At 41.3% G+C, this 22,882-nt stretch carries 19 protein-coding genes and 1 pseudogene; 9 read left to right on the top strand and 11 right to left on the bottom strand.

Features of this window, described 5'->3' with window-relative positions:
* Positions 1–321: 321 nt before the first annotated feature.
* From PL8927_RS25910 to PL8927_RS25935, 6 genes and pseudogenes are all read right to left on the bottom strand, one after another.
* Positions 322–1,233 (bottom strand): annotated as a pseudogene (locus PL8927_RS25910) (protein kinase domain-containing protein); the annotation flags it as partial.
* 221 nt (positions 1,234–1,454) lie between these two features.
* The gene (locus tag PL8927_RS25915) at positions 1,455–2,063 is read right to left on the bottom strand and encodes a Uma2 family endonuclease (protein WP_083626715.1); all 609 of its coding nucleotides are present in this window, start codon (positions 2,061–2,063) and stop codon (positions 1,455–1,457) included.
* Positions 2,064–2,117: 54 nt separating this feature from the next.
* Positions 2,118–2,606, bottom strand: coding sequence for a molybdenum cofactor biosynthesis protein MoaE (locus tag PL8927_RS25920; protein WP_083626759.1), 489 nt, complete (start codon positions 2,604–2,606; stop codon positions 2,118–2,120).
* 180 nt (positions 2,607–2,786) lie between these two features.
* Positions 2,787–3,782 carry a polysaccharide deacetylase family protein gene (locus PL8927_RS25925; RefSeq protein WP_156093340.1) on the bottom strand — a complete coding sequence of 332 codons (996 nt, stop codon included), beginning with the start codon at positions 3,780–3,782 and terminating at the stop codon, positions 2,787–2,789.
* A 314-nt stretch (positions 3,783–4,096) separates the two neighbouring features.
* Positions 4,097–5,626, bottom strand: coding sequence for a bifunctional pantoate--beta-alanine ligase/(d)CMP kinase (locus tag PL8927_RS25930; RefSeq protein ID WP_083626718.1), 1,530 nt, complete (start codon positions 5,624–5,626; stop codon positions 4,097–4,099).
* Positions 5,627–5,791: 165 nt separating this feature from the next.
* Positions 5,792–6,883, bottom strand: a complete 1,092-nt coding sequence (locus PL8927_RS25935; RefSeq protein ID WP_083626764.1) for a septal ring lytic transglycosylase RlpA family protein — start codon at positions 6,881–6,883, stop codon at positions 5,792–5,794.
* Between the two features lie 795 nt (positions 6,884–7,678).
* On the opposite strand from PL8927_RS25935, the gene purM reads away from it, so the two are divergent.
* Entirely contained in the window at positions 7,679–8,710 is a 1,032-nt protein-coding gene (gene purM, locus PL8927_RS25940) for a phosphoribosylformylglycinamidine cyclo-ligase (protein WP_083626721.1), read from the top strand.
* Between the two features lie 129 nt (positions 8,711–8,839).
* On the top strand, positions 8,840–9,673 hold the full coding sequence (menB, locus tag PL8927_RS25945; protein ID WP_083626723.1) for a 1,4-dihydroxy-2-naphthoyl-CoA synthase: 834 nt from the start codon (positions 8,840–8,842) through the stop codon (positions 9,671–9,673).
* A gap of 55 nt (positions 9,674–9,728) precedes the next feature.
* On the opposite strand, the gene PL8927_RS25950 is transcribed toward menB, so the two are convergent.
* Together PL8927_RS25950 and PL8927_RS25955 are read right to left on the bottom strand one after the other, a co-directional pair.
* On the bottom strand, positions 9,729–9,998 hold the full coding sequence (locus PL8927_RS25950) for a hypothetical protein (RefSeq protein WP_083626726.1): 270 nt from the start codon (positions 9,996–9,998) through the stop codon (positions 9,729–9,731).
* A gap of 409 nt (positions 9,999–10,407) precedes the next feature.
* The gene (locus tag PL8927_RS25955; RefSeq protein ID WP_083626729.1) at positions 10,408–11,019 is read right to left on the bottom strand and encodes a DciA family protein; all 612 of its coding nucleotides are present in this window, start codon (positions 11,017–11,019) and stop codon (positions 10,408–10,410) included.
* A 148-nt stretch (positions 11,020–11,167) separates the two neighbouring features.
* Here PL8927_RS25955 and PL8927_RS25960 point away from each other — a divergent pair, with 148 nt between their 5' ends.
* The 5 genes from PL8927_RS25960 (at position 11,168) to PL8927_RS25980 (ending at position 17,173) form a co-directional block, all read left to right on the top strand.
* Positions 11,168–12,448, top strand: a complete 1,281-nt coding sequence (locus tag PL8927_RS25960; protein ID WP_083626732.1) for a hypothetical protein — start codon at positions 11,168–11,170, stop codon at positions 12,446–12,448.
* A 350-nt stretch (positions 12,449–12,798) separates the two neighbouring features.
* Positions 12,799–13,560 (top strand): PspA/IM30 family protein, encoded by a 762-nt coding sequence (locus PL8927_RS25965; RefSeq protein ID WP_083626734.1) that lies wholly within the window; start codon positions 12,799–12,801, stop codon positions 13,558–13,560.
* 430 nt (positions 13,561–13,990) lie between these two features.
* Positions 13,991–14,239, top strand: coding sequence for a hypothetical protein (locus PL8927_RS25970; RefSeq protein ID WP_083626737.1), 249 nt, complete (start codon positions 13,991–13,993; stop codon positions 14,237–14,239).
* A gap of 83 nt (positions 14,240–14,322) precedes the next feature.
* Positions 14,323–14,634 (top strand): glutaredoxin 3, encoded by a 312-nt coding sequence (gene grxC, locus PL8927_RS25975; protein WP_083626739.1) that lies wholly within the window; start codon positions 14,323–14,325, stop codon positions 14,632–14,634.
* A gap of 481 nt (positions 14,635–15,115) precedes the next feature.
* Positions 15,116–17,173, top strand: coding sequence for an elongation factor G (locus PL8927_RS25980; protein WP_083626742.1), 2,058 nt, complete (start codon positions 15,116–15,118; stop codon positions 17,171–17,173).
* A 52-nt stretch (positions 17,174–17,225) separates the two neighbouring features.
* On the opposite strand, the gene blaOXA is transcribed toward PL8927_RS25980, so the two are convergent.
* Positions 17,226–18,056, bottom strand: coding sequence for a class D beta-lactamase (gene blaOXA, locus PL8927_RS25985; protein ID WP_407947433.1), 831 nt, complete (start codon positions 18,054–18,056; stop codon positions 17,226–17,228).
* A 225-nt stretch (positions 18,057–18,281) separates the two neighbouring features.
* On the bottom strand, positions 18,282–19,286 hold the full coding sequence (locus tag PL8927_RS25990; RefSeq protein WP_083626747.1) for a 2-hydroxyacid dehydrogenase: 1,005 nt from the start codon (positions 19,284–19,286) through the stop codon (positions 18,282–18,284).
* Between the two features lie 217 nt (positions 19,287–19,503).
* Between PL8927_RS25990 and dprA the strand changes: the two genes are divergently transcribed.
* Positions 19,504–20,637 carry a DNA-processing protein DprA gene (gene dprA, locus PL8927_RS25995; protein WP_083626750.1) on the top strand — a complete coding sequence of 378 codons (1,134 nt, stop codon included), beginning with the start codon at positions 19,504–19,506 and terminating at the stop codon, positions 20,635–20,637.
* 4 nt (positions 20,638–20,641) lie between these two features.
* Positions 20,642–21,508, top strand: coding sequence for a hypothetical protein (locus PL8927_RS26000; RefSeq protein ID WP_083626753.1), 867 nt, complete (start codon positions 20,642–20,644; stop codon positions 21,506–21,508).
* A gap of 50 nt (positions 21,509–21,558) precedes the next feature.
* On the opposite strand, the gene PL8927_RS26005 is transcribed toward PL8927_RS26000, so the two are convergent.
* Positions 21,559–22,731, bottom strand: coding sequence for a methyltransferase domain-containing protein (locus tag PL8927_RS26005; protein ID WP_083626766.1), 1,173 nt, complete (start codon positions 22,729–22,731; stop codon positions 21,559–21,561).
* Positions 22,732–22,882 lie beyond the last annotated feature (151 nt).

Raw genomic sequence — 22,882 nt, forward strand, 5'->3', positions numbered from 1 at the left:
TTCCCTAAACCCCGTAGGGGCGGGTTCTGTACAATCTTTTAAATTCAACAAATAACCTTGATAAACCCGCCCCACCCCACCAAAATTTAACATTAATAAAACCGGGTTGATATTGATTCCTATTATGGGGTTGGGCGGGTTTATTTAGGTTGATTATTATTAACAAAAATCCCTGCGAACCCGCCCCTACATTACATTAACCCCGTAGGGGCGGGTTCTGTACAATCTTTTAAATTCAACAAATAATCTTGATAAACTCGCCCCACCCCACCCAAATTTAACATTAATAAAATTGGGTTGATATTGATTCCTATTATGGGGTTGGGGAGTTGGTTGGGGAGTTGGTTGGGATGTTGGTTTAACAGTTAATTGTAATGCTTCTAATACTTCTTGAGCAGTTTGAAAACGTTTTTTAGTTCCCAGTTGTAAGAGTTTATCTAAGACGTGACCCAAAGTATTATTGACTTTAACCTTTAAATGATTTCGCCATACCCAATCTCCTTCACTAACATCAAATAAATCAAAGGGTTCAATATTAGTTAATAAATGAATACAAGTTACCCCTAAACTATATAAATCACTCGCAAAAGTCGGTTTTCCCATCGCTTGTTCGGGTGCAGTATATTGGGCTGAACCAATAACTGTTCCTGTGACCGCTAACGCCGTTCTAGTGGCTGCTTTAGCTGCTCCAAAATCAACTAAAAATAATTTATTATCGCTTTTTCTTCTAATAATATTTTCTGGCTTTATATCTCGATGAATTACCTGTTTTTGATGAATAAACGCTAAAATAGGCAATAAATCTCCTAAAAGATTAATTATTTTAGCTTCTGAAAATGCCCCGGTTTGAGCTAATTCTTGAGCTAAATTTTGTCCTTCAATATATTCTTGAACCAGATATTGACGATTATCTTGGATTAAATAGGCGAATAATTCAGGAATTTGTTGATGTTTGCCTAAATGTTCTAATTGTATGGCCTCTTGTTTAAAAAGTTCTCCGGCTTTTTCTTGATTATTCGTCCCTTGAGCTTGGGGTAAAAATTGTTTAATTACACAATAGGGTTGAGACGGTTTATGCTCATCAACCGCTAAAAACGTCCGACCAAAACCCCCTTGTCCTAATATTTCTAAAGCCCGATATCGATCTGTTAACAATAATTTTGAACCGCACTTTTGACAAAAGGTTGTTTTAGAGTTAGTTTGTAAACAATCGGGGTTAAGGCATTTACTCATGTTTAAGCCTAGGGATAGATGACAATGCTGATTTAATTATAGCCGTAAGTGGTTCTGCTTGTATCAAGAAATCCCAGAAACCGGGTTTCTGTAATAACTTCTTTAATAGGTTGTAATATTTTATCGTAGGGGTTGGGTCTCCCAACCCAGACAGCAAGAGGGTTGGGAGACCCAACCCCTACAGGTTTATAAAGTTATTTTGTAAATCCAAAAGATATATATTATCTGCGAAGTTGTTGACGAAAAGTTTGAATAGTGGCTAATTGTTGAGGAGATAAAATTAATTGTTGTAAAAGTTCTAAATCTAATTCTGGAAGTAACAAACTCTGATCAGTTTTTTGATAGTGTTGGTTTTGTAAACTATAAATCAAGAGTTGGTTATTTTGCCAAAACCAAACTTCAGGAACATTTAACCGTTGATAAATTTCTAGTTTATTGACTCCCCCACTGGTTAAAATTACCTCGATAACTAAATCAGGAATTTCTTTTTCTGTTATAATACAATAACTCTCATCGGGTTCACCTCCTCCCCGTTGTTCTTCCAGACGTAGGGTAGTAGAACCTAATGGAAAATATTCTATCTTTTTTTCTTCAAAATAAACTTCTAATAAGGTTGCTATTCTTTTTTTGATCCCTTCATGACGACGACTCGGAGACACAATTTCTAATACTCCATTCCAATAGGCTAGTCGCAATGATCCTTGATCACTAAGTTTATCAATTAAAGTCTCATAATATTGCCAACTTACCCCATTCATGAGCAGGTAAATGTCTTGTTCATGTAAGTCTTGATGAGCCTGTTCTAATTCTTGAATTAACTCAGCTAACATTTTTTGTTTCCTTTTAAACTTTTCCTGTCTGTTCCCTGTTCCCTCCTATCGAAATTAACAATTAGTTTCACAAGCGCCAATACTTACCCAACTACTAGAACCATCTTTCCAATGTTCTTTTTTCCAAATCGGTGCTGTATGCTTTAAAGTATCAATAGCATATTGACAAGCTTCAAATGCTTCTCGACGGTGAGGACAACCTATTGCTATTAAAACACTAATTTCACCAATTCTTAAATGTCCTACGCGATGATGAATGACTACACGAGTTACATCTAACCATGCGGCGCGAATCTCGGTGGCAATTTTTTCAAATACCTTTATCGCCATCGGTTGATAAGCTTGATATTCTAAAGATTCTACGGGTTGACCATTGGTTTGATTTCTCACCATTCCACTCATCACCACAATGGCACCATTTCTTTGATCATCGGCTAAAGCATAAATTTCCTCTAATAAAAGAGGTGCAATTGTAATTAAAAAACTATCCTGAAACTGAGGTTGATTGACCGTTAAATTCGTCTCCCAATTATCAGAAACAATCACAACCTTAACCTCCTAAATCAACAAATTCACCTGTACGGGCGGGTTCGCTGAGATCTTTGTTAATCACTTAAATCTCGATCAACCCGCCCCTACGAATCTAACAATATTATCGGGTTGGTGACAACCGATAACGGATCATAACTTTTCAGTGTCACTAACCCGATAATGATTCTGAATTTAAGGTTGATTGCTATCAGTTAGTTGAGGTTGTTCAACGGGTTTTTGATCGGCTATTTCTAATAATTCAGGAATGGTGACAAAAGTATAACCCTGTTCTTGGAGTTTTTGGATCACAATTGGTAAAGCTTTCACCGTTTCCGAACGATTTCCGCCGCCATCGTGCATTAAAATAATTCCACCGGATTTAGCTTGTTTCAAAATATTATTAATAATTTTGTCCGATGAAGATTTCCAGTCCTGAGAATCCACTGACCACATGACATTAACATGATTTTGTTGATGTACATAATCCACTAACCCATTATCTAAAACGCCGCCTGGAGGTCGAAACATTGGAGTTTCAATTCCCGTTAATTCTTCAATTAATTTAGCGTTGCTTTCGATTTCCTCTGCGGCTGCGCCGGGACTATATTTACCGTAACGATGACTCCAGGTATGGTTTGCAACAACATGACCCTCAGCAACTACCGTTTTAGCGAGATCTTTCTGATTTTTTAAGGCAGATCCCACCCAGAAAAATGTGCCTTTAATATTATTGTCTTTTAAAATATCTAAAATTTGTTGGGTACTCTTAGGCCAGGGCCCATCATCAAAGGTGAAAGCAATCACTTTCTGATCACCCGGAATACTAACTTCTTTAATTGTTTTTCCTTGAAACTGTTCAGGAATTGCATAGTTAAAGCGTTGCGTTTCTAGTTGTGCTAAGTTTTTTTCCAGGCTATCAATTCCTTGAGTAATTGCTGTTGTCAGATTAATTTCTGAATTGGATAAAGCTTGAGCAGTTGTCCCCTGGGAGGAACCTTGAGTATTTTTACTAACACGAGGAGTAACCCTTTGGGTTTGGGAAGAAACGAAAGGAATGGTTTGTTTCGCCGCTCGCTCAACCCGCAGATTAAGAGGTAACATCACACCAATTCCAAAACTAGCCGTAGCTGCTACAAGAGCAAATAAGGCAACTTTCTGTTGTCGTAAGATAGGACTGTACTGAACCACGAAATTACTCCTTCACACCGAGATGAATTTGGGATTGAGATCGATCAAACTGCATCCAAAAGTCCAACTGATCCACCCTTGAAATCAGAGGTCAACAGACGCATATTTTCAAGAAAAAGTCAAGACCCAGATTACAAACGTAATCTTTTAAAGTTTGAGAGTTTAATAATAATACTTATCAAATCCTAGTGTATAAGGATGTCATTAGGAAGACACTTTTATTAAAACGTTAGGTTTTGGTGATATATAGCGCTACGCATTACGGTTAGGACATTTTTAAACCCTGAAACCCTTTCAATTCTTACTGTTCCCAGTTAAGCTGTTCCCTGTTCCCTGCTATATAAACCGACAACCCGTTGAATCACATCGTCAATAGTTAAATTGTCCGTTTGAATTTCAACCGCATCGCTGGCTTTTCTCAGGGGTGAAATGGCCCGATTACTATCAAGTTGATCTCGTTGGGCAATATCTTGTTCTAATTGTTCTTGAGTAACTTCTATTTTGCCTTTAGTGTGCAGTTCTAATAATCGCCGTTTTGCTCGTTCTTGTACAGATGCTGTTAAGAAAATTTTCAATTCTGCATCCGGGAATACCGTTGTCCCAATATCCCGACCTTCGGCAACAATTCCGCCTTGACGACCAAAGGCTTGTTGCTGTTTAACTAAGGCTTGACGAACGGCCCATTGAGAAGCGATGGCCGAAACATTGGCCGTCACCTCTAAAGATCGAATCGCCTCCGTCACATCCTCACCATTAATCACCGTTCGGGGTTGTTCTCCATCAGGGATTAATTCAATTTGGCATTGACTCACAATTTCCGCAATGGCGGGTTCATCGTCAATCGCAATTCCAGACTGGAGAACCAACCAAGTCACCGCTCGATACATGGCCCCGGTATCCAAATATAACAGGCCCAACGCCTGGGCAATTTTGCGGGTGACAGTGGATTTCCCGGCTCCGGCTGGCCCATCAATGGCAATAATCGGTTGACGATGACGCAAAATCAGATTATCAATTAAGCGAGTCTTACCCACACGAGCAGCGATCGCTAATAACCCCGTTGTTTCTATTGTGGTTAACGGGATTAAACTATTCGGCTCAACTAACTCAATATATTCGACTTGTACCCCAGGTTCAGTGTCTAATTCCGTTTGTACAATCTGCTTAATTTCCGTAGCGGTATGAAAACCTTTGTTGAAGCGTTCTTGACCCCGAAGCAGTGCGCGATATAAAACCGTAGCTTGTTGTTGTTCTGAAGTCGTTAAATATTGATTGCGAGAACTATAGGCCAGTCCCGATGATTCTCGTACAATGGGACAGGAAATAATCTCAATTGGCCAGTTTAAATCCTGAACCAGACGTTGAATAATCGCCACCTGTTGAGCATCTTTTTGTCCAAAATAAGCTCGATCCGGTTGGACTAAATTCAATAATTTAGTAACAACCGTAGCCACTCCTTGAAAATGTCCGGGGCGAGATCCCCCACACAACCCCGACATCATTGATCCCGGAGGAATCACCATTGTCTGCATCGAGGATTGATACATTTCCTCGATGGATGGAGCAAATACAACATCCACACCCGCCTGTTCACACTGTTGTAAATCCGCTTCTAAAGCACGGGGATATTTTTGAAAGTCCTCATTCGGCCCAAATTGGAGAGGATTGACAAAAATAGTCACCACCACCCCAGAAGTCTCGGCTTTGGCCCGTTGAATTAAGCTGAGATGCCCTAAATGTAAACCTCCCATCGTAGGAACTAAACCCACTAAATTGTCAGGGTTTTGAGTTCGGGAGGAACGAAGATAACACCGCAGGGCAGCAACGCTAGTCAACAGACGCATTAGTAATCAGTTATCAGTTATCAGTTATCAGTTATCAGTGTAGAGACAGGCTGGGGCGTGTCTGTACCAGTAATCAATAGTTAACAGTTAACGGTCAACGGTCAACTGTTAACTATCAACAGTCTATATTAACTCTTTCACTGATGACTGATAACTGATAACTGATCACTGATTAGGAGTCAGCACATCAATTTGTACTGGAGCAACTCCACTGCTAATCATGCCAATAGCTTGCGCGGCGGCCTTGGATAAATCAATCACCCGACCTCCGGCATAAGGGCCACGATCATTAATCCGCACCACAACGGATTGGCCATTATCTTGATTGGTAACTCGCACCGTTGTCCCAAAGGGTAAAGAGGGATGAGCAGCAGTTAAATCATATTGGTTAAAGGTTTCTCCATTGGCCGTTTGACCGCCATCAAAGCCTGGGCCATACCAAGAGGCCCAACCCTCAATCCGTTGAAACAAAAATCCTGTCGCTACGTCTGGGAGCGAAGGCTTAGGTAGACCTTCAATTCCACTCAGAGGGGGAGCGTTGCCAATTTGGCGTCTTAATCGATTGGTTGCTTGTAAGGCATCCGTTGCCGTGTCATTGGTGGTATCAGGCAGAATCGTTTGGGAGTCAATAGTCACCAGTTCTTCACCTGCGACTTCTATCCGGTAATGCTGATGTTGTTCATCCCATCGCACTTGAATGGTACTGGCGTCAAAGTTATTGCGAATCAGTTGATTAATTTCGGCTGCAACCGCAGTGGCACGGGAAACTGGATCGGTGGCGATAGCGGGTGGCGTTGCAGGGTTTTTTGGATTAGGTAGATAAGCTTGATCTGAATATGATCCCACTTTGATCGGTTGAAGTGTTGGGGGCGTTATAGCTTTGGGATCGAAATTCTCGTTTTTGATAAAGGTGAGAACGGGGATATTCCTAATATACAGGGTTGCCGCTTGCTGTTGATTCCATTCGTGGGCTTTGATTTTGGCAACGCTCTCTGGGACTGATGCCGTACTTGCTTGTTGGGATTGATATTCTCCAACTTTAATCACATCAATGGGTTCAGAGGCAGGAGCAGACAGATTAGAATCTTCAGAAGGAGTTGTTGTTGAAGTTGTTGATATTAGATTTAAAGGTTCTCCTTCACTCCCGGAGGGATTAGGGTTAAACGCCGAGATTGATTCAGCGTGGGTGGAGGAGCTTAAGCTCAAAACAGGCAGAAAAATAACTGCTGTAAGACCGCTCCAAATTTTATGCTTCATCAATCTTCCCCCTGGTCGAGTTCCGCGCTTATCGTTACTCCGATTAGCGGTGAGAGCAAAAAGGGATCGAGGTCTATATTGCATATCATTTGTTTCCATAAAATGAAACCGTTGCGCCTCAAGAGTGGTGATTCTCCTTGACATACCTGAATCGCACTCTTTCTGGTAGAAGCTACCGATATTGTTCTGGTTAGACCCGCCTCGGTTGGGCGTTTAATTGGGTTTGGGGATTTCTCCCCCTCCTATTTCTAGGGTCAACTAGGGCTATCTTTCAAGCCCCCAATGAACTTGTAATCAAGTCAGTGGTGGGTTGTTGACAAGTCTATTCTCAAAACTGGTGGTTATCGAGTTGAAGCTTTACACTTATTGAGATCTCGTGAATTCGGAGCATTGAAATCAGCGTTTGGTTTTTAGCGAAATCAAAAGCTGAAGGTTTCAATGCTGGGTTTAAAACCCGAATATCGAGATAGCAATTCGTCAACTCAGACTCGTTCCGCATTTACCTTTGTTTGAGGAACTGCAACAGACTAACATGAAGTTGCGAATTTGGGGATCAGTATCCCTTGGGGTTTTTGGGCGTTTATTAAGAGACTAAACTGTTCAGTTTCATAGTAAAACCCTGATCTATCAAAGGATGTAGAGATTCTTACTCAATGAAAATTTTCTAAATCGAGTTTTGATTGAATTTTCTTATAGGTGTGACAACCTGCCCCAGAATCAGGAACGAAGAATAGAAAATAATAGAGCCGAAAATTGATTCAATATCTATTGAGAGACAAACAAGGAACGAAGAAGATGGATTATCGGGAAGCTGGTGTTGATATTCAGGCGGGTCGAGATTTTGTTGACGGTATTCGGAACCTCGTACAAAAAACCTATCGACCGGAAGTATTAGGGGGATTAGGCGGATTTGGGGGATGTTTTGCCCTGCCTTCGGGTTATACCGAACCCATTCTCGTTTCTGGAACCGATGGGGTGGGCACCAAATTAAAATTAGCCACCACCCTTAACCGTCACGATACCGTTGGCATTGATTTAGTGGCGATGTGCGTCAACGATGTTCTGACTTGTGGCGCCGAACCATTATTTTTTCTGGACTATTTGGCCACGGGAAAGCTCAATTCTGAACAATTAACCCAAGTGGTGGCTGGAGTGGCAGAAGGCTGTCAACAGGCCGGATGTAGTCTACTGGGAGGAGAAACCGCCGAAATGCCGGGATTTTATCAACCTGGGGAATATGACATGGCGGGTTTTTGTGTGGGAATTGTGGAAAAAAGCCGAATGTTGAATGGCTCCCAAGTCCAAATCGGGGATATGGCGATTGGATTAGCCAGTAGTGGTGTTCACAGCAATGGCTTTAGTTTAGTTAGAAAAGTGGTGAGTGATGGCGGAGGAAGTTGGGATGAATGTCCTCAAGCCTTGGGGGGTGAATCCATCGCAGAAGTCTGTTTAACCCCGACCCGAATTTATGTTAAACCCATCTTGCAAGCGCTCCGTCAGGGCCTAGAAATTCATGGCATGGCCCATATTACCGGAGGGGGTTTACCGGAAAACTTGCCTCGCTGTTTAAGTGCGGGACAGGCGATTGAAATTCATGCCAATAGTTGGCCCGTTCTCCCGATTTTTAACTGGTTGGCTGAAGCCGGACAAATTAGTCCTAGTGCCATGTTTGATACTTTCAATATGGGGATTGGTTTTGTAGTTTTGGTTCCGCCTCAACAAGCTGAAACCACAAGAAAATGGTTTGAAACCCAAGGAATTCCCGCTTATGCTATTGGGGAAGTTGTATCAGGAACTGGCGGTTTAATCGGATTACCACTCAATTAATTGATCTCCCAATCTTATGATAAGCTATAGTGCTACGAATTACAGTTAGGACACTGTTGAATTCAGCAAACCCTTTGACTCCTTACTGTTCCCTGTTCCCTGTTCCCTGTTACCTATTAATTACCCATAATGTCAGTTGCATGGCAAATTGCCAAAACCTACGAAGATATTCTGTATCACAAAGCCGACGGTATCGCTAAAATTACGATTAACCGTCCCGAAAAACGGAATGCTTTTCGGCCTAAAACAGTTTTTGAACTCTACGATGCGTTTTGTGATGCTCGTGAAGACCTGAATATTGGTGTTGTATTATTTACCGGAGCAGGGCCGCATACCGACGGCAAATATGCCTTTTGTTCCGGCGGAGATCAAACTGTACGGGGAGATGCCGGATATATTGATGATATTGGTATCCCGCGATTAAACGTTTTAGATTTACAACGGTTAATCCGAAGTATGCCCAAAGTTGTGATTGCCTTGGTGGCAGGATATGCTATTGGAGGCGGTCATGTTTTACACTTACTTTGTGATTTAACTCTGGCGGCAGATAATGCAATCTTTGGTCAAACTGGGCCGAAAGTTGGCAGTTTTGATGGCGGGTTTGGAGCCAGTTATTTAGCTCGAATTGTCGGTCAAAAGAAAGCCAGGGAAATTTGGTATTTGTGTCGTCAATATGATGCTCAACAAGCCTTAGATATGGGGTTAGTTAATTGTGTAGTTCCAGTAGAACAATTAGAAGCCGAAGGCATTCAATGGGCTCAGGAAATTTTAGAGAAAAGTCCTATTGCTATTCGGTGTTTAAAATCTGCCTTTAATGCTGATTGTGATGGTCAAGCTGGGTTACAGGAACTAGCAGGAAATGCAACTTTATTGTATTACATGACCGAGGAAGGAACGGAAGGCAAACAGGCATTCTTGGAGAAACGACCGCCTAATTTCCGTCAATATCCTTGGCTTCCCTAGGGACAAGATCATCTTGATCGGGACGAGAAACCCCTCGTCCCCCAAACTCTTTCAACTAGGCTAACAAGGATTTTGCCTCTTCTGGCTCATGCACCCGATGGGACTCTAAGGGGATCACATCCCCTAACCGAGGTGTTTCTGGTTGTAATTGGATTAAGTTTTCAAGGGCTTCCCAAGAGGGAGCAAAGGCGGGGAGTGCCAATTGGCAAGACTTCCACCCTCCTTTAACGGAAACTTGAAGCAACTGACAATGCCCTCCCCGATGGCCTTCGGGTGTGTAACGTTGGCAATGCCGACAGACTGAGATCAAGTTTGAAGACTCCATTTTCCGTTCCCCAAGAAGATTTCCTATATCTATATTTATTGTCGGGGATCAGCAGATCCAGCTTTTTTATCGGCAAACTTAGATCCTGTCTGCTTTTGAGTTCGATTTTTATTACCTGAAAATTTAATACTTCTTTTATCTTTTCTTTAAGATTAGATACAAAATAAATTAAAAATATTACGAATTGTAAAGTTTATAAAGTGTACCTAAAACAGGATAAAATCAATGGGGATCAACGTTAAATTTGGATTAACCCCTAAATAAACTCCGTATAAATACTGTTAAACCTTGTTGTCAACTGTCCCCCGATAGAGATCAGCAGAGAACTGTTTAAACAACTTCTGAATCTTGCATATAGCGCTACGCATTCCAGTTAGGACATTTCTAAATCCTGAAACCCTTTCACTTATTACTGTTCCCTGTTCCCTGTTCCCTGTTCCCTTGCGCGTAGCGCTATGGCACAAAGACCACAAACTGACCAGCGAGTCAATTCCCCTGGCGGGGTTGGACAGTGACATTGAGGACATAAGGGGAGATGTTGCGATCGCTGTTGCATAGTATTCGCCCAACGTTGAAAGGCTGTTAAGGGTGTGAGAGCCGGACACCGATCAGCATCAACAGACTGTTCCGGGTTCGGACTCGCAACCTCAACCCGACTGGGATGATCTCGCCACATTTGAGACAACTCATCTGAAATCGCATCCGGGGAAATACCTGGATCTGCGTTGGGTTGATATCGCCACCCCCCCGTAGAAAACCGGATATCCTGAACGGGAAATAAGAGTTTTTGATTTAATCGATACAGCAGTTGCATTCGTTTTAAAGTTAACTCTTGAGACCAAGTAGCACTAGAGGTGGCAACATTCAACACCCCTCGCTGCCAACTCACCGGACGAGTCTGAAGACGAGCGCCCGTTCCCACAATTTCCGGCCAACATTCACAGAGATCTTGAAACTGTTGCTGTTCCGGGCTGAGAATCTGAGATTTAAGACAACTTAAAACATGATTCAGGGATTGCATTTTCAGGAAAATTAGCGAAATGGGTAAAAAATAGATAAACTGACTTGTTAGCCGATCTAAAAATTGTCAATAATATTGTTTTATGTTGAAGCCCTAAAACAAAAAATCCCTATTTTAAAATTAATAACAAGCGGGTAGGAGTTTAACAATGAGTCAAGCGTCTGAGATTAAGTCCCCTCAATCCTCTCAACCAGAATTAAAGCCTGAACTAAAAGCGGTTTTAGGCTGTCTGGATGTACAACTAGAACCCGAATTAACCCGTTATCGGCGTCATCGACGACGCGCGAAACAAACAACACCCGACTCAACCGGACAAACAAACCAGCAGTTTCAACAAACTCCCGATGCGGTCGCCGTCGCCCTGAATGACAGCGCAGCGTCTCAAGGAAAACTATTTGAGTCCCAAGCTCAACCCTCTGGCTGGGAAACAGTTGTTCCGGCTCAACCTGCGCCCTTGGCTGTTACGAACCCACCTTCGGGGACTAATGCTTCTAAACCCAATGGTAGTGAGCCTGGGGTTAGTTTTACTTTAAAGTCACCCGCCCCGACTTCAACGCCATCAAACGGATATTTAGAATCAACGGAAGCCCTGATCAAAAGTATAGAAGAACGAAGTAAACCATCGGAAAAACGGAGTTTAATGGCCAGTCTATTAACTCCGGTGGGAATTGCTTCAATGTTCCTATTTTTGTTATCTTGTACGGCTTTAAGCTATGTAATTTCTTCCCCGTCCGGTCGCACCAGTTTAGGATTAAATCGGTTTTTCCCCACCCCTACCCCAACTGTTAACCCTAATCCTCCGGCTCCCCCAACAACCGCCTCAACGGAAACCTCTCTCCCCCCTACAGATTCTCTCTCTCCCAACTTGGCGGCTAAGGAATTTGTGAACTTGGATTTAGATACCTTAAGCCATATTAATCCTAGTCCCAGTGCGGTATCAGCGCCCACAGTCCCGGCCCCAGTTCCCCCCAGTCCCGCTACAACCTTACCCGCACCCACAAATAACCTAACCTCTCCGACTGACCCCGGTTTGAATAATCTCAGTCAGGAACTATTACCCAAAAAACCTGTAACCCCTGTTGTCCCTGCTCCTGCTGCTGTCCCCCCGGTTACAACACAAGGAACAACAACCCCTAAACTACAACCGGGTGGCGGTGCGACCCAACGGGTAGCAACTGCACCCATTCCCCCGAAAGCAATGGAACCGATTAAATCCCAGGATGGTTATTATTATGTTGTCCTGGATTATAGTGATCAACGTTCCTTTGAACAGGCTAAAGAAGTAATTGCTGATGCTTATATTGCCGAGTTCAAAACCGGGAAAAAAATTCAAGTGGGGGCTTTAAGCGATGCCACTTCTGCCAAACGCCTACGGGATGAATTACAAGTCCAAGGCATTACCGCCTATTATGATGTTCCCAAACAGTAATCAGTTGTAGGGGTGGGGTTCCCCGAAAGCGTGTCAACTTTAAGGCTAAAAGTAGCCTGGAAAACCAAAAGTTCGTTGATTTTTTTTCTAGTCCTAGATCCCCCCTAACCCCCCTTAGAAAGGGGGGAATTAGAGTTCAAAGTCCCCCTTTTTAAGGGGGATTTAGGGGGATCAGATCTCGGCTTTAATCACGGGTTTTCGGCTTAAGTTGACGGACTTTGGGGGAAACCCCGCCCGTACCCGTCAACAGTCAACAGCTAACAGCCAACTCCTCTTAGATCATGAAGTCGCGTTAAACTTTAGACAGAAGTGATCACAGAACCGTACACCGTCAAAGGAAGAACAGCGTCATGGGATTATTTGATCGCATTAGCCGTCTTGTTAGAGCTAACTTGAATGATTTAGTTAATAAAGCCGAAGATCCAGAGAAAATTCTGGAACAGGCGATCATTGATATGCAGGAAGACCTGGTGCAGTTGCGTCAGGCCGTTGCTCAAGCGATCGCCAATCAAAAGCGCACCGAACAACAATATAATCAAGCCATGTCCCAGGCTAACCAATGGCAATCTCGCGCCGAGTTAGCTTTGCGGAAAGGGGAGGAAGATTTAGCCAGAGAAGCCTTACAGCGCAAAAAAGGCTATATGGAAACGGCTAATACAGTAAAACTGACTTTGGATCAAAGCTTGGGTCAGGTGGATGCTCTCAAACGCAATTTAATTCAGTTAGAGAGCAAAATCTCCGAAGCCAAAACCAAGAAGAATATGCTCAAAGCCCGGGCGCAAGCAGCAAAAGCCAACGAACAGTTACAAGGCATATTGGGGAATATTAATCCCAGTGGAGCATCGGCAGCTTTTGAGCGCATGGAAGAAAAAGTGTTGCAGTTAGAATCACGTTCTCAAGCGATGGGAGAATTGGGGAGTTCAGATTTGGAAAGCAAATTTGCGGCCTTGGGAGCAGGAAACGATGTGGATGATGAATTAATGGCCCTGAAAGCTCAGATTTCCGGTGCTCCGGCTCCCCAGTCTCTACCCCCCGGACAAACAACAGCTAAAAGTTCTATTCCTGTAGATGATGAGTTGGAGGCATTGAAAAAAGAATTAGATAAAATGTAAGTCAGAATTGCCAGATATTGCAGGGTTTGGGCTTTTTGTCTGGGGTCAAGGGTAACAAAATGTTATCGTCGCCATTGACTCCCAAAGTCTGATGGAAAGCCCTTGTCTGGAAATGTTGAAAAAACTCCGTTATGTTTAGCCATTCATTATAATTTCACTGTATAGTATTAACGAGTTTGATCCGGCACTTGTATCAATCAGCCAAGAGTTTGCTACAAAAATATTCCCCTAAGCAACATTGTTAAGGGAAGGTTATGTTGCAAATTAAGAACAAGGGATCAACCTAAATAGTTAAGGAGTCACCTAGGAAGTTAGGACAAAGACTGATGTTAAAACCTAAACTTGTGTTCCTCTTTTCCTGCGGTGTTCCCTGTTCCCTGTTCCCTGTTCCCTGCATAACTTAATTTTTATTCAATAATGCCCCTTAACAATGGCTAAAGTGCGTTTACTGATTCTCAGTTCATTTGCTGCTGGATTTGGGCTTTGCTCCATTATCTTTTCTGTTTTTACGATGATTTCTCAACTCAACTTCTCAACGGTATTTAGATTTATTTTAACGTTGGGATTTTGTGCTATTAATCTTTTATTTACCTTACATTATTATGGATTAATATTGAAAGAATTTAAGCTGATGAGTAAAATTAAAGCTCAACTGAAACGATTAAATTATGATTTTTAATTTAACCTAGAGCGATCGCAACCCTAACAACAGAAATAGGTTTAAGTTAAAATTAAACCTAGTTTATACGCAGGAATTCTATTATGTTAGATGCCTTTAACTCTCTGTTTGGTCGTCATCCTGAACGATATCAAGCCAACGTAGAAATTTATACTTGGCAAACCTGCCCCTTTTGTATTCGAGCTAAACTATTGTTGTGGTGGAAAGGGGTTAATTTCACAGAAAATAAAATTGATGGGGATGATGCCGCCCGAATTAAAATGGCAGAACGGGCGAATGGACGGCGCACAGTTCCCCAAATATTTATTAATAATCAACATATTGGCGGCTGTGATGATCTGTATCAATTAGATGGAGCCGGAAAATTAGAACCCCTATTAGCTGAACCTGCTTAAAATCAGTTGTTGGGCTTGAACCCACTCCTAATTAGGGCTAAAGCCCAACAACGAGCTTGTTTAAATTTTTAGCTTGATTAACTTAATATTTATTTACAAAAGTTCTAATAAGTTCACAATGTTTTTTTTGATTAACAAGATGTTAAATTGTGGCAAAAACACTATAAATTAAAAAGTAAGCGAATCAAGAAACCGGAATTTAAAAGGAGTAGCACCAAGTCCCAAGTGAACGGATTTAATATAGCACTACCAATTAAGGTGTTTGACAATACTAAACCTTGTAACAAGGGTCATAACCTACAGTTAAGCTGTTCCCTGTTCCCTGTTCCCTGTTCCCTAGCGCTATAGATATCCATCCACAGCCAACGGATTCATTAAATTTAACAATTCCTTAATTTTTGGAACCTCATCATCAAAGGTTGATCCTAATTTTGAGGGATGAAACCTCAAAAGTTGTAATTGATATTTGTGGAGAAAAACGATGCAAGAAACTGTCACAAACTGTCGGAATGTCGCAATTGTTGGCCCCTATTTAAGTGGAAAAACCACACTTTTAGAAAGTATTCTATCCGTCTCTGGAGCCACAACTCGCAAAGGAACAGCAAAAGATGGCAACAGGGTCGGAGATAGTTCCCCAGAAGCACGGGAACGGAATATGAGTGTAGAAGTGAATGCCGCTAGTATCGAATATGGCGGCATTTGCTTTACATTTTTAGACTGTCCGGGGTCTGTAGAATTTGCCCCAGAAACCTATAATGCTCTGATCGGAACTGGGTTAGCAATTGTGGTTTGTGAAGCCGATCCGGGCCGGATTTTAACCTTATCTCCCCTGTTCAAATTCTTAGATGACTGGGAAATTCCCCACCTGGTTTTTATTAATAAAATGGATCGGGTTTGTACCGATGAGGAACGCTGCGTTAACAGTTTTACCGAATTATTAAACGCCTTAAAAGTGGTTTCCACTCGTCCAATTATTCCTCAACAATATCCCATTGGTAACGGTGAACAATTGGTCGGTTTTATTGATTTAATTACCGAACAAGCCTACCATTATCATCCCGGTGCGCCCTCTGATCCCGTAACCTTTCCAGAATCTCTTAAAGAAGCTGAACACCTCGCCCGTCAAGCAATGTTAGAGGAATTAGCTAATTTTGATGATCATTTATTAGAAGAATTGTTAGAAGAAATTGAACCGCCTCAAGACGAAATTGTTAAAGATTTAAAAATGGAATTGGGGGCGGATTTAATTGTTCCAGTGTTAATTGGAGTTGCAGAACAAGATCATGGGGTAATGGCGTTGTTGGATGCTTTGGTTCGAGAAGCACCTGAACCCGGAATTACCGCCGGACGACGGGGGATCAAATCGCCAGAAGGGTTTCCTATTGCCCAAGTTCTCAAAACCTATTACACCCCTCAAGGCGGTAAACTCTCCCTGGTGCGGGTTTGGCAGGGGGAACTGGCCGAAGGCATGACCTTAAACGGAGTACGACCAGGGGGAATGTATCGGATGACCGGACAACAAACCCAGAGTGTACAGAAGGCGAAAACCGGGGATATTGTGGCTTTGGCGCGGATGGAAGGCATTCAAACCGGAGATACCTTAACAACCGACCCTAATCAATTAAAAAATCCCTTACCGAAAGCAACTCTATTACCTGCGGTTTATGGCTGGGCAATTACTCCAGAAAACCGTAAAGATGAGGTTAAAATTAGTGCGGCTTTATCTAAAATGTTAGATGAAGATCCGGCGTTGAGTTGGGAACAAAATAGTGATACCCATGAAATTATTTTATGGGGTCAAGGTCAAATTCATTTGCAAGTCAGCTTAGATCGGTTACGGCGTAAATATAATTTACCTATGGTGACTCATTTACCCCGTGTTCCCTATAAAGAAACTATTCGCAAAACCACTAATTCCCACGGCCGTTATAAACATCAAAGTGGGGGTCATGGACAGTTTGGGGATGTTTATTTAGATATTAAACCTCAAGGTCGTGGGGAAGGATTTAATTTTAGTGAAACCATTGTCGGCGGTGTGGTTCCCCGTCAATATATTCCCGGTGTGGAAGTGGGAGTCCGAGAGTATTTAGCACAAGGGCCGTTAGGGTTTCCAGTAGTAGATATAGCGGTGACTTTAACCAATGGTTCCTATCATAATGTCGATAGTTCAGAACAGGCATTTAAACAGGCTGCTCGGTTAGCGATGCAGTCAGGAATGGAGAAATGTGAACCGATTTTATTAGAACCCATTACTTCCGTTGAAATTTGTGCCCCCAGTGATTTTACCTCCCAAATGTTTCAGTTAATTACCGGACGGCGGGGGCAAATTTTAGGTTTTGAACCGATGTCAGACTGGAAGGGATGGGATAAAATTTCTGCCTATATTCCCCAGTCAGAAATGCAGGATTTAATTGTAGAATTGCGTTCATTAACTTTAGGAGTCGGTTATTTCAATTGGCAATTTGATCATTTACAGGAAGTTCCTGAAAAGTTAACAGAACGGATTTTAGCAACCAGTAGCGGGAATGGGAAATCGTAAGTTTTAACGGAAAACAGGGGAATTACAAGAAATTGCTATTTTCCCCTGTTTTCTATGGTTTCGTGTTCAAAGCTAGTGAAAGATCTTGAAGACAACGACGGGTTAGCACCTTACGAGCGTCCGCATCTTCCGGCTTCCGAATATCAATATTAGTCGCAAAAAAATAGACATTTTGATTCTGTTCTACATAGCCGACATACCAACCAATATTGGGTGTTCCTTTTCCTTCCCAACCCGTCTTAGCTCGGATGGTATAATCTTGAGTTTTTTCTACAACCATGATATCTTTGACAATGGATAGCGATCGCGTAGAAAACGGTAATTTATTACTGTAGAGACGGCGCAGAAATTCGATTTGCTGTTGAGGGGTAATTCGTAACTCTCCATCTAACCAAAAGTGATCAATATCTTCAGGTTTCCCAATGGTTTTATTCCCATAGCCTACTTGATTAACCCAGTATTTCATCTGTTCATAACCCACGCGCCGAGCTAATATTTGATAAAACCAAACCGCAGAAACTTTAAAGGCTTCTCTCATATTTAGATCTTGATTCCACCCCGGAATAGAGCGTTGTATTCCATCCCAGGTTAGCACTGTTTTTTCATCTGTAATGACTTTAGTTTCTAGCGCAATTAAGGAATTGAGAATTTTAAACGTAGAAGCAGGTAAGAATGGCGTTGTATTTCGGCTAGGGTTATATTGATAGGAATGATTCTGATTTAAGTCATCAATAATAATTGATCCTTCAATCCCTAATTCTTTAAAATGACGCTCAAAATTTAGTTCTAAATTATCTTTTTGAGCAATATTCTCAGAACTAGAAAGCTCGGTTTTGACAAGGGAAATTGTTGATACAGATTGAGCTTGAATTGCTGGCAACAGGACAGCACCAACACCACTTAATCCTAACACAAAACTCAGGATTTTAAACACTCTTTTTAGGTTTAAACTTTCTCTATTGAATAACACTATTTTAAGCCCACTATATTTAATTATAGGAGGGAATAGGGAACAGGGAACAGGGAACAGGGAACAGGGAAGAGACAGGAAAACTTAGTATTGACAATTTCTTTGTGTCTTTGTGTCTTCGTGGTTAAACTAAATTTTTTACGATGCAGTCACTTGATTTTGTAAAGGTTTCCCCTGTTCAAAAGCGGAAAGATTAGTTATCGTGGTGCGAGCAATATCATCTAAAGCATTTTCAGTAAAAAAGCCTTGATGAGCCGTAATTACAACATTAGGAAAAGATTGGAGCAATTGAAAAGTATCATCTTGAATAATAGTATCGGAGAGATCTTCAAAAAAAAGTTTATCTTCTTCTTCATAAACATCAATACCGACGTAACCAATTTTCTCCGATTTAATCCCATCAATAACAGCCTTTGTGTCCACTAATTTACCTCGACTGGTATTAATTAACATCACCCCTGATTTCATTTGGGCGATGGTTTCTTGATTAATCAAATGGTGAGTTTCTGGAAATAGAGGACAGTGTAAAGAAATAATATCCGAACGTTGCCAAAGTTCTTCTAAGGAAACATATTGAGCATTTCCTAGTTTCTCAAAATTCGGATTAGGATAGACATCGTATCCTAAAAGATGACAGCCAAATCCCTGCATAATTTGAGCAAAGATCAGTCCAATTTTGCCCGTACCCACCACTCCAACCGTGCGATTATGGAGGTCAAAACCCAACAACCCATCCAAGGCAAAATTATCCTCCCGAACCCGATTATAGGCGCGATATAATTTACGATTGAGCATTAGAATTAATCCCACAGCGTGTTCGGCTACGGAATAGGGAGAATAGTCTGTTACCCGTACAACTTGAATCCCTAATTTGGCAGCCGTTTTGAGATTAACATTATTAAAACCCGTACAACGCAGGGCGATCAACTTTGTACCTTGGGCTGCTAAAATCTCTAATACTTCTGTTCCTAAATCATCATTAACAAATACGCAAACCGCAGAAAACCCATTAGCCAGCGATGCGGTTTGCAGTTCAAGACGAGCATCAAAAAAAACTAACTCATGATTCGCTTTAGAGATGGTATTCTCTAGCTCAAGAAATCTGCGATCGTAGGATTTGGTACTAAAAACAGCAACTTTCATGGTAGGGAGTTAAATTTTATAATACATTTACAGGATAACAGAAAAATAGGAAGATCCAGATCATTATTTACCCTGCTAATTATTACTATTAAATCTGAATAATCCAGCCCAAGGATCAGCCATCTCTGTTTCCCCCCAGTAAATCCGGGATATTTTGTTGTACCAGAGTAACAACTGATGTATATTTGAGTCTAAAGAATAAAGGAGTTTAACCTTTGTGGAAGAACGAGGATACTGGTTAGCGTGGTCACAAATTTCTGGGGTCGGTTCAGTTTCGATTCAACGTTTAAAACAACATTTTCAAACGTTAGAAATGGCTTGGACAGCAAGGGCTAACGAGTTAATAGAAGTAGATGGTTTTGGTCAGCAAACCGTTGATAAAATTATTCAACAGCGATCGCAATTTAACCCCCAAGAATTCTTAGAACAACATATTACTAAAAACCCTTATTTTTGGACTCCTGCTGATGCCGAATATCCTCGATTGTTATTAGAAATTCCGACATTTCCTCCGGTTTTATATTATCGAGGAATCGTTGAAACCCTTGAAAATCAAGGTATTACGCCGATGGTTGCTATTGTTGGAACCCGTACCCCCACAGAATACGGGCGACGCTGGACTTGTAAAATTAGTATGACCTTAGCTCGTCGAGGGTTTACCATTGTTTCGGGGATGGCGGCGGGAATTGATACCGAAGCGCATCGCAGTTGTTTGGAAGTTGGAGGACGAACCCTTGCGGCGTTAGGAACTGGGGTAGATATTGCCTATCCCAAAGAAAATCGTCAACTCTGTGAACGGGTGATCAATCAAGGATTATTAATTAGTGAATATCCCTCTGGAACTCAACCAAATCCCCGTCATTTTCCCCAACGAAATCGAATTATTGCGGGGTTAAGTCGAGCAACCTTTGTGATGGAAGCTCCTCAAAAATCGGGTGCTTTAATTACGGCTAATGTTGCGAATGAATTTTGTCGAGATGTGTATGTTTTACCCGGACGTTTAGATGATGAAAAATCCCAGGGTTGTTTGAAATTAATTAATGGGGGAGCCAGTATGATTCCCGTTAATTTAGAGGAATTATTAGAACAATTAGGAGCCATACCTCCCTTAGATGAACCTCAACAATTATCTTTATTTGAAATTCCCTCTAAACCGGACAAATCTATACCAGATTTAGACCCGGAATTAAATCAAATTTTGCAATCACTGTCCTCTGAACCGATTGCTTTTGATCAAATTATTGTTAATCTGAATTTAGAAGCCGGAAATCTATCAGCAGCGTTATTACAATTAGAATTATTAGAGTTAGTGGAACAATTACCTGGAATGCGCTATCGAAGAATGGATTAAAAATATGACTCAAACCTTCCCAAAATTCACAATTAAGCCGGGATATCGCTCTCAATCAGAAGATACTACACCAGAAGTTGATTTATTAGGATTCTGGTTATTAAAACAACGAACTCCAGAGGAACGATTGTTGATGGGTTTTTCTATGAATCAAAATGCTCGTCACTTTGCAATTAACTGTTTTCATCAACGCTTTCCCCATTTATCTGATGCACAATTTGTGCGAAAATTAGCTGAAGCTTGGTTAGCAGAAGATTGTCCAGAAAATTATATTCCGACGGGAGATAAAATGAGTTGGATTCAAGATTCTATTGCTTTAGCTGAAATTCTCCACCCGATTTTTGAGCTATTGAATATTCCTTATTATATTACCGGAGGTGTTGCGGCAATTGCTTACGGAGAAGTGCGAACAACTCGTGATTTAGATATTGTGATTTTGATTCAACTTCAAGATTTAGGTCAATTTATTTTAGAGTTAGAAGGTGCAGGGTTTTATGTTTCTGGTGTGGATGATGTAGTTTCAGGTCAAATGAAAACCTTACAAATTACCCATATCCCAACAATTTCTCGTGCTGACTTAATGATGGCAGAAGATTCGGAATTAGAGAAAATTCGCTTTCAACGACGACAACAATATCATATTCCTACGGGTACAAAAGTCAACCTCGCCTCGGCTGAAGATATGATTATTAGTAAACTACAATGGGGAAAACAAACTCAGTCTCAAAAGCAATGGCGAGATGTATTGGGTATATTGAAAGTACAAGGGGAGTGTTTGGATTTCCCCTATCTCAAGCATTGGGCGGAATATTTAGACTTAGTTGAAGGGTTGAATCAAGCCTTAATAGAAGCAGGAATTGAAGTCAAATAGAAACTGGACTTCTCACAACAGCCAGAAACCCAGTTTTTTGATTTCCAAATTTAACAACAACTAGAACTCGAAGGAGAACAACAGGAATTATCGGAATTTGTCAGAGTAACGTGATAATGTTCGCCTTTTGTTTCTTCGGGTTTGCGAATAATATTGCGTCTACAATCGAATTCTGGGGCTGATTCTAAAGGAATAGTTTCATGGGGTAAAATTCCTAAAATATCTTGACAATAGGGGCCGTTTATGTTAGTATAAATCTGGTAGGTTTTATCACAAACTGCCATGCGTTCACCCCGATATAAAATATGTCCGTCATCGTCCATAACTTGTTTCCAAGGCCCTTTATAAATCACCGCTTGATTAACATCTAAACAGGGGCCGTCTTTGCCTTTATAAGCACAAACGGTTAAGGAACGAAATTCAATGCCATCAATGACTTGCCAAGGTTCTTCCTGTCGAGCTAATATCTCAATTCCATAAAATCCGGCTTGTTCAAATCGTTCTAAAAATTCATTTTCTCGAAAAGCTCCCGCAATACAGCCACTCCACAGATCGGGATCGTTTAAAATATTAGGAGTTGGATCTTGATCACAAACAATATCAGAAATAACCGCCCGTCCGCCTCGTTTTAACACGCGATAAATTTCTTGAAACAGTTGATCTTTATCTTGGGGACGCACTAAGTTTAAAACACAATTAGAAATTACGACATCAACACTATTATCTGCTATTAAAGGGTTTTGTTGACGGAGGCGATCGCATTCTAACTCAAACTCTGTAATTTGTTCAATAGATTGAATCGGATTAACTTTTAACCAATTTTGAACTTGATCTAAATCTAAGGCTAAATCCTGAATTTTCCCTTTAACAAAGCTTGTATTAGCATATCCTAATTTTTGGGCAATTTCCCCTTGATAGCTGCGAGAAAGGGCTAACATGGTATCATTAAAATCAACCCCAATTACTTGACCCGTCGCCCCGACTTTTTGAGCGATCATATAACAATTTTTCCCTGCACCGGAACCTAAATCAACAACAATTTCTCCGGGGTTAACATAACGAGTCGGATCACCACAACCATAGTCTTTTTCAATAATTTCCTGGGGAATAATTTCTAAATACTGATTTTCTTGATATTCCACCGGACAACAGAGGGAAGGTTGGACTGTTGTTGCTCCCGCTTTGTAACGCTCAATAACCGTTTCTTCAATATTGTAATTCATAGAATCAGGAATCAGAACTAAAAGGTAATAAACTAACAACTAATAACTGAGTATGGGCTGGAGTAACCATTGGTGTCAACTTAAGTCATAATGCCCTGAACTAAAGTTCGGGCTAAGAGCTAAAGTCATCTAAAGATGACTCAAGACTTGT

Origin of the sequence: Planktothrix serta PCC 8927, assembly GCF_900010725.2 — a bacterium.
Lineage (GTDB): Bacteria > Cyanobacteriota > Cyanobacteriia > Cyanobacteriales > Microcoleaceae > Planktothrix > Planktothrix serta.

Coding starts and splice junctions, on each gene's coding strand:
- PL8927_RS25990 (WP_083626747.1), bottom strand. CDS start 19,286: ATGAAAGTTGCTGTTTTTAGTACCAAATCCTACGATCGCAGATTTCTT.
- PL8927_RS26000 (WP_083626753.1), top strand. CDS start 20,642: ATGACTCAAACCTTCCCAAAATTCACAATTAAGCCGGGATATCGCTCT.
- PL8927_RS25950 (WP_083626726.1), bottom strand. CDS start 9,998: ATGGAGTCTTCAAACTTGATCTCAGTCTGTCGGCATTGCCAACGTTAC.
- purM (WP_083626721.1), top strand. CDS start 7,679: ATGGATTATCGGGAAGCTGGTGTTGATATTCAGGCGGGTCGAGATTTT.
- PL8927_RS25970 (WP_083626737.1), top strand. CDS start 13,991: ATGGCTAAAGTGCGTTTACTGATTCTCAGTTCATTTGCTGCTGGATTT.
- PL8927_RS25935 (WP_083626764.1), bottom strand. CDS start 6,883: ATGAAGCATAAAATTTGGAGCGGTCTTACAGCAGTTATTTTTCTGCCT.
- PL8927_RS25930 (WP_083626718.1), bottom strand. CDS start 5,626: ATGCGTCTGTTGACTAGCGTTGCTGCCCTGCGGTGTTATCTTCGTTCC.
- menB (WP_083626723.1), top strand. CDS start 8,840: ATGTCAGTTGCATGGCAAATTGCCAAAACCTACGAAGATATTCTGTAT.
- grxC (WP_083626739.1), top strand. CDS start 14,323: ATGTTAGATGCCTTTAACTCTCTGTTTGGTCGTCATCCTGAACGATAT.
- PL8927_RS26005 (WP_083626766.1), bottom strand. CDS start 22,731: ATGAATTACAATATTGAAGAAACGGTTATTGAGCGTTACAAAGCGGGA.
- PL8927_RS25955 (WP_083626729.1), bottom strand. CDS start 11,019: ATGCAATCCCTGAATCATGTTTTAAGTTGTCTTAAATCTCAGATTCTC.
- PL8927_RS25965 (WP_083626734.1), top strand. CDS start 12,799: ATGGGATTATTTGATCGCATTAGCCGTCTTGTTAGAGCTAACTTGAAT.
- PL8927_RS25915 (WP_083626715.1), bottom strand. CDS start 2,063: ATGTTAGCTGAGTTAATTCAAGAATTAGAACAGGCTCATCAAGACTTA.
- PL8927_RS25980 (WP_083626742.1), top strand. CDS start 15,116: ATGCAAGAAACTGTCACAAACTGTCGGAATGTCGCAATTGTTGGCCCC.
- PL8927_RS25960 (WP_083626732.1), top strand. CDS start 11,168: ATGAGTCAAGCGTCTGAGATTAAGTCCCCTCAATCCTCTCAACCAGAA.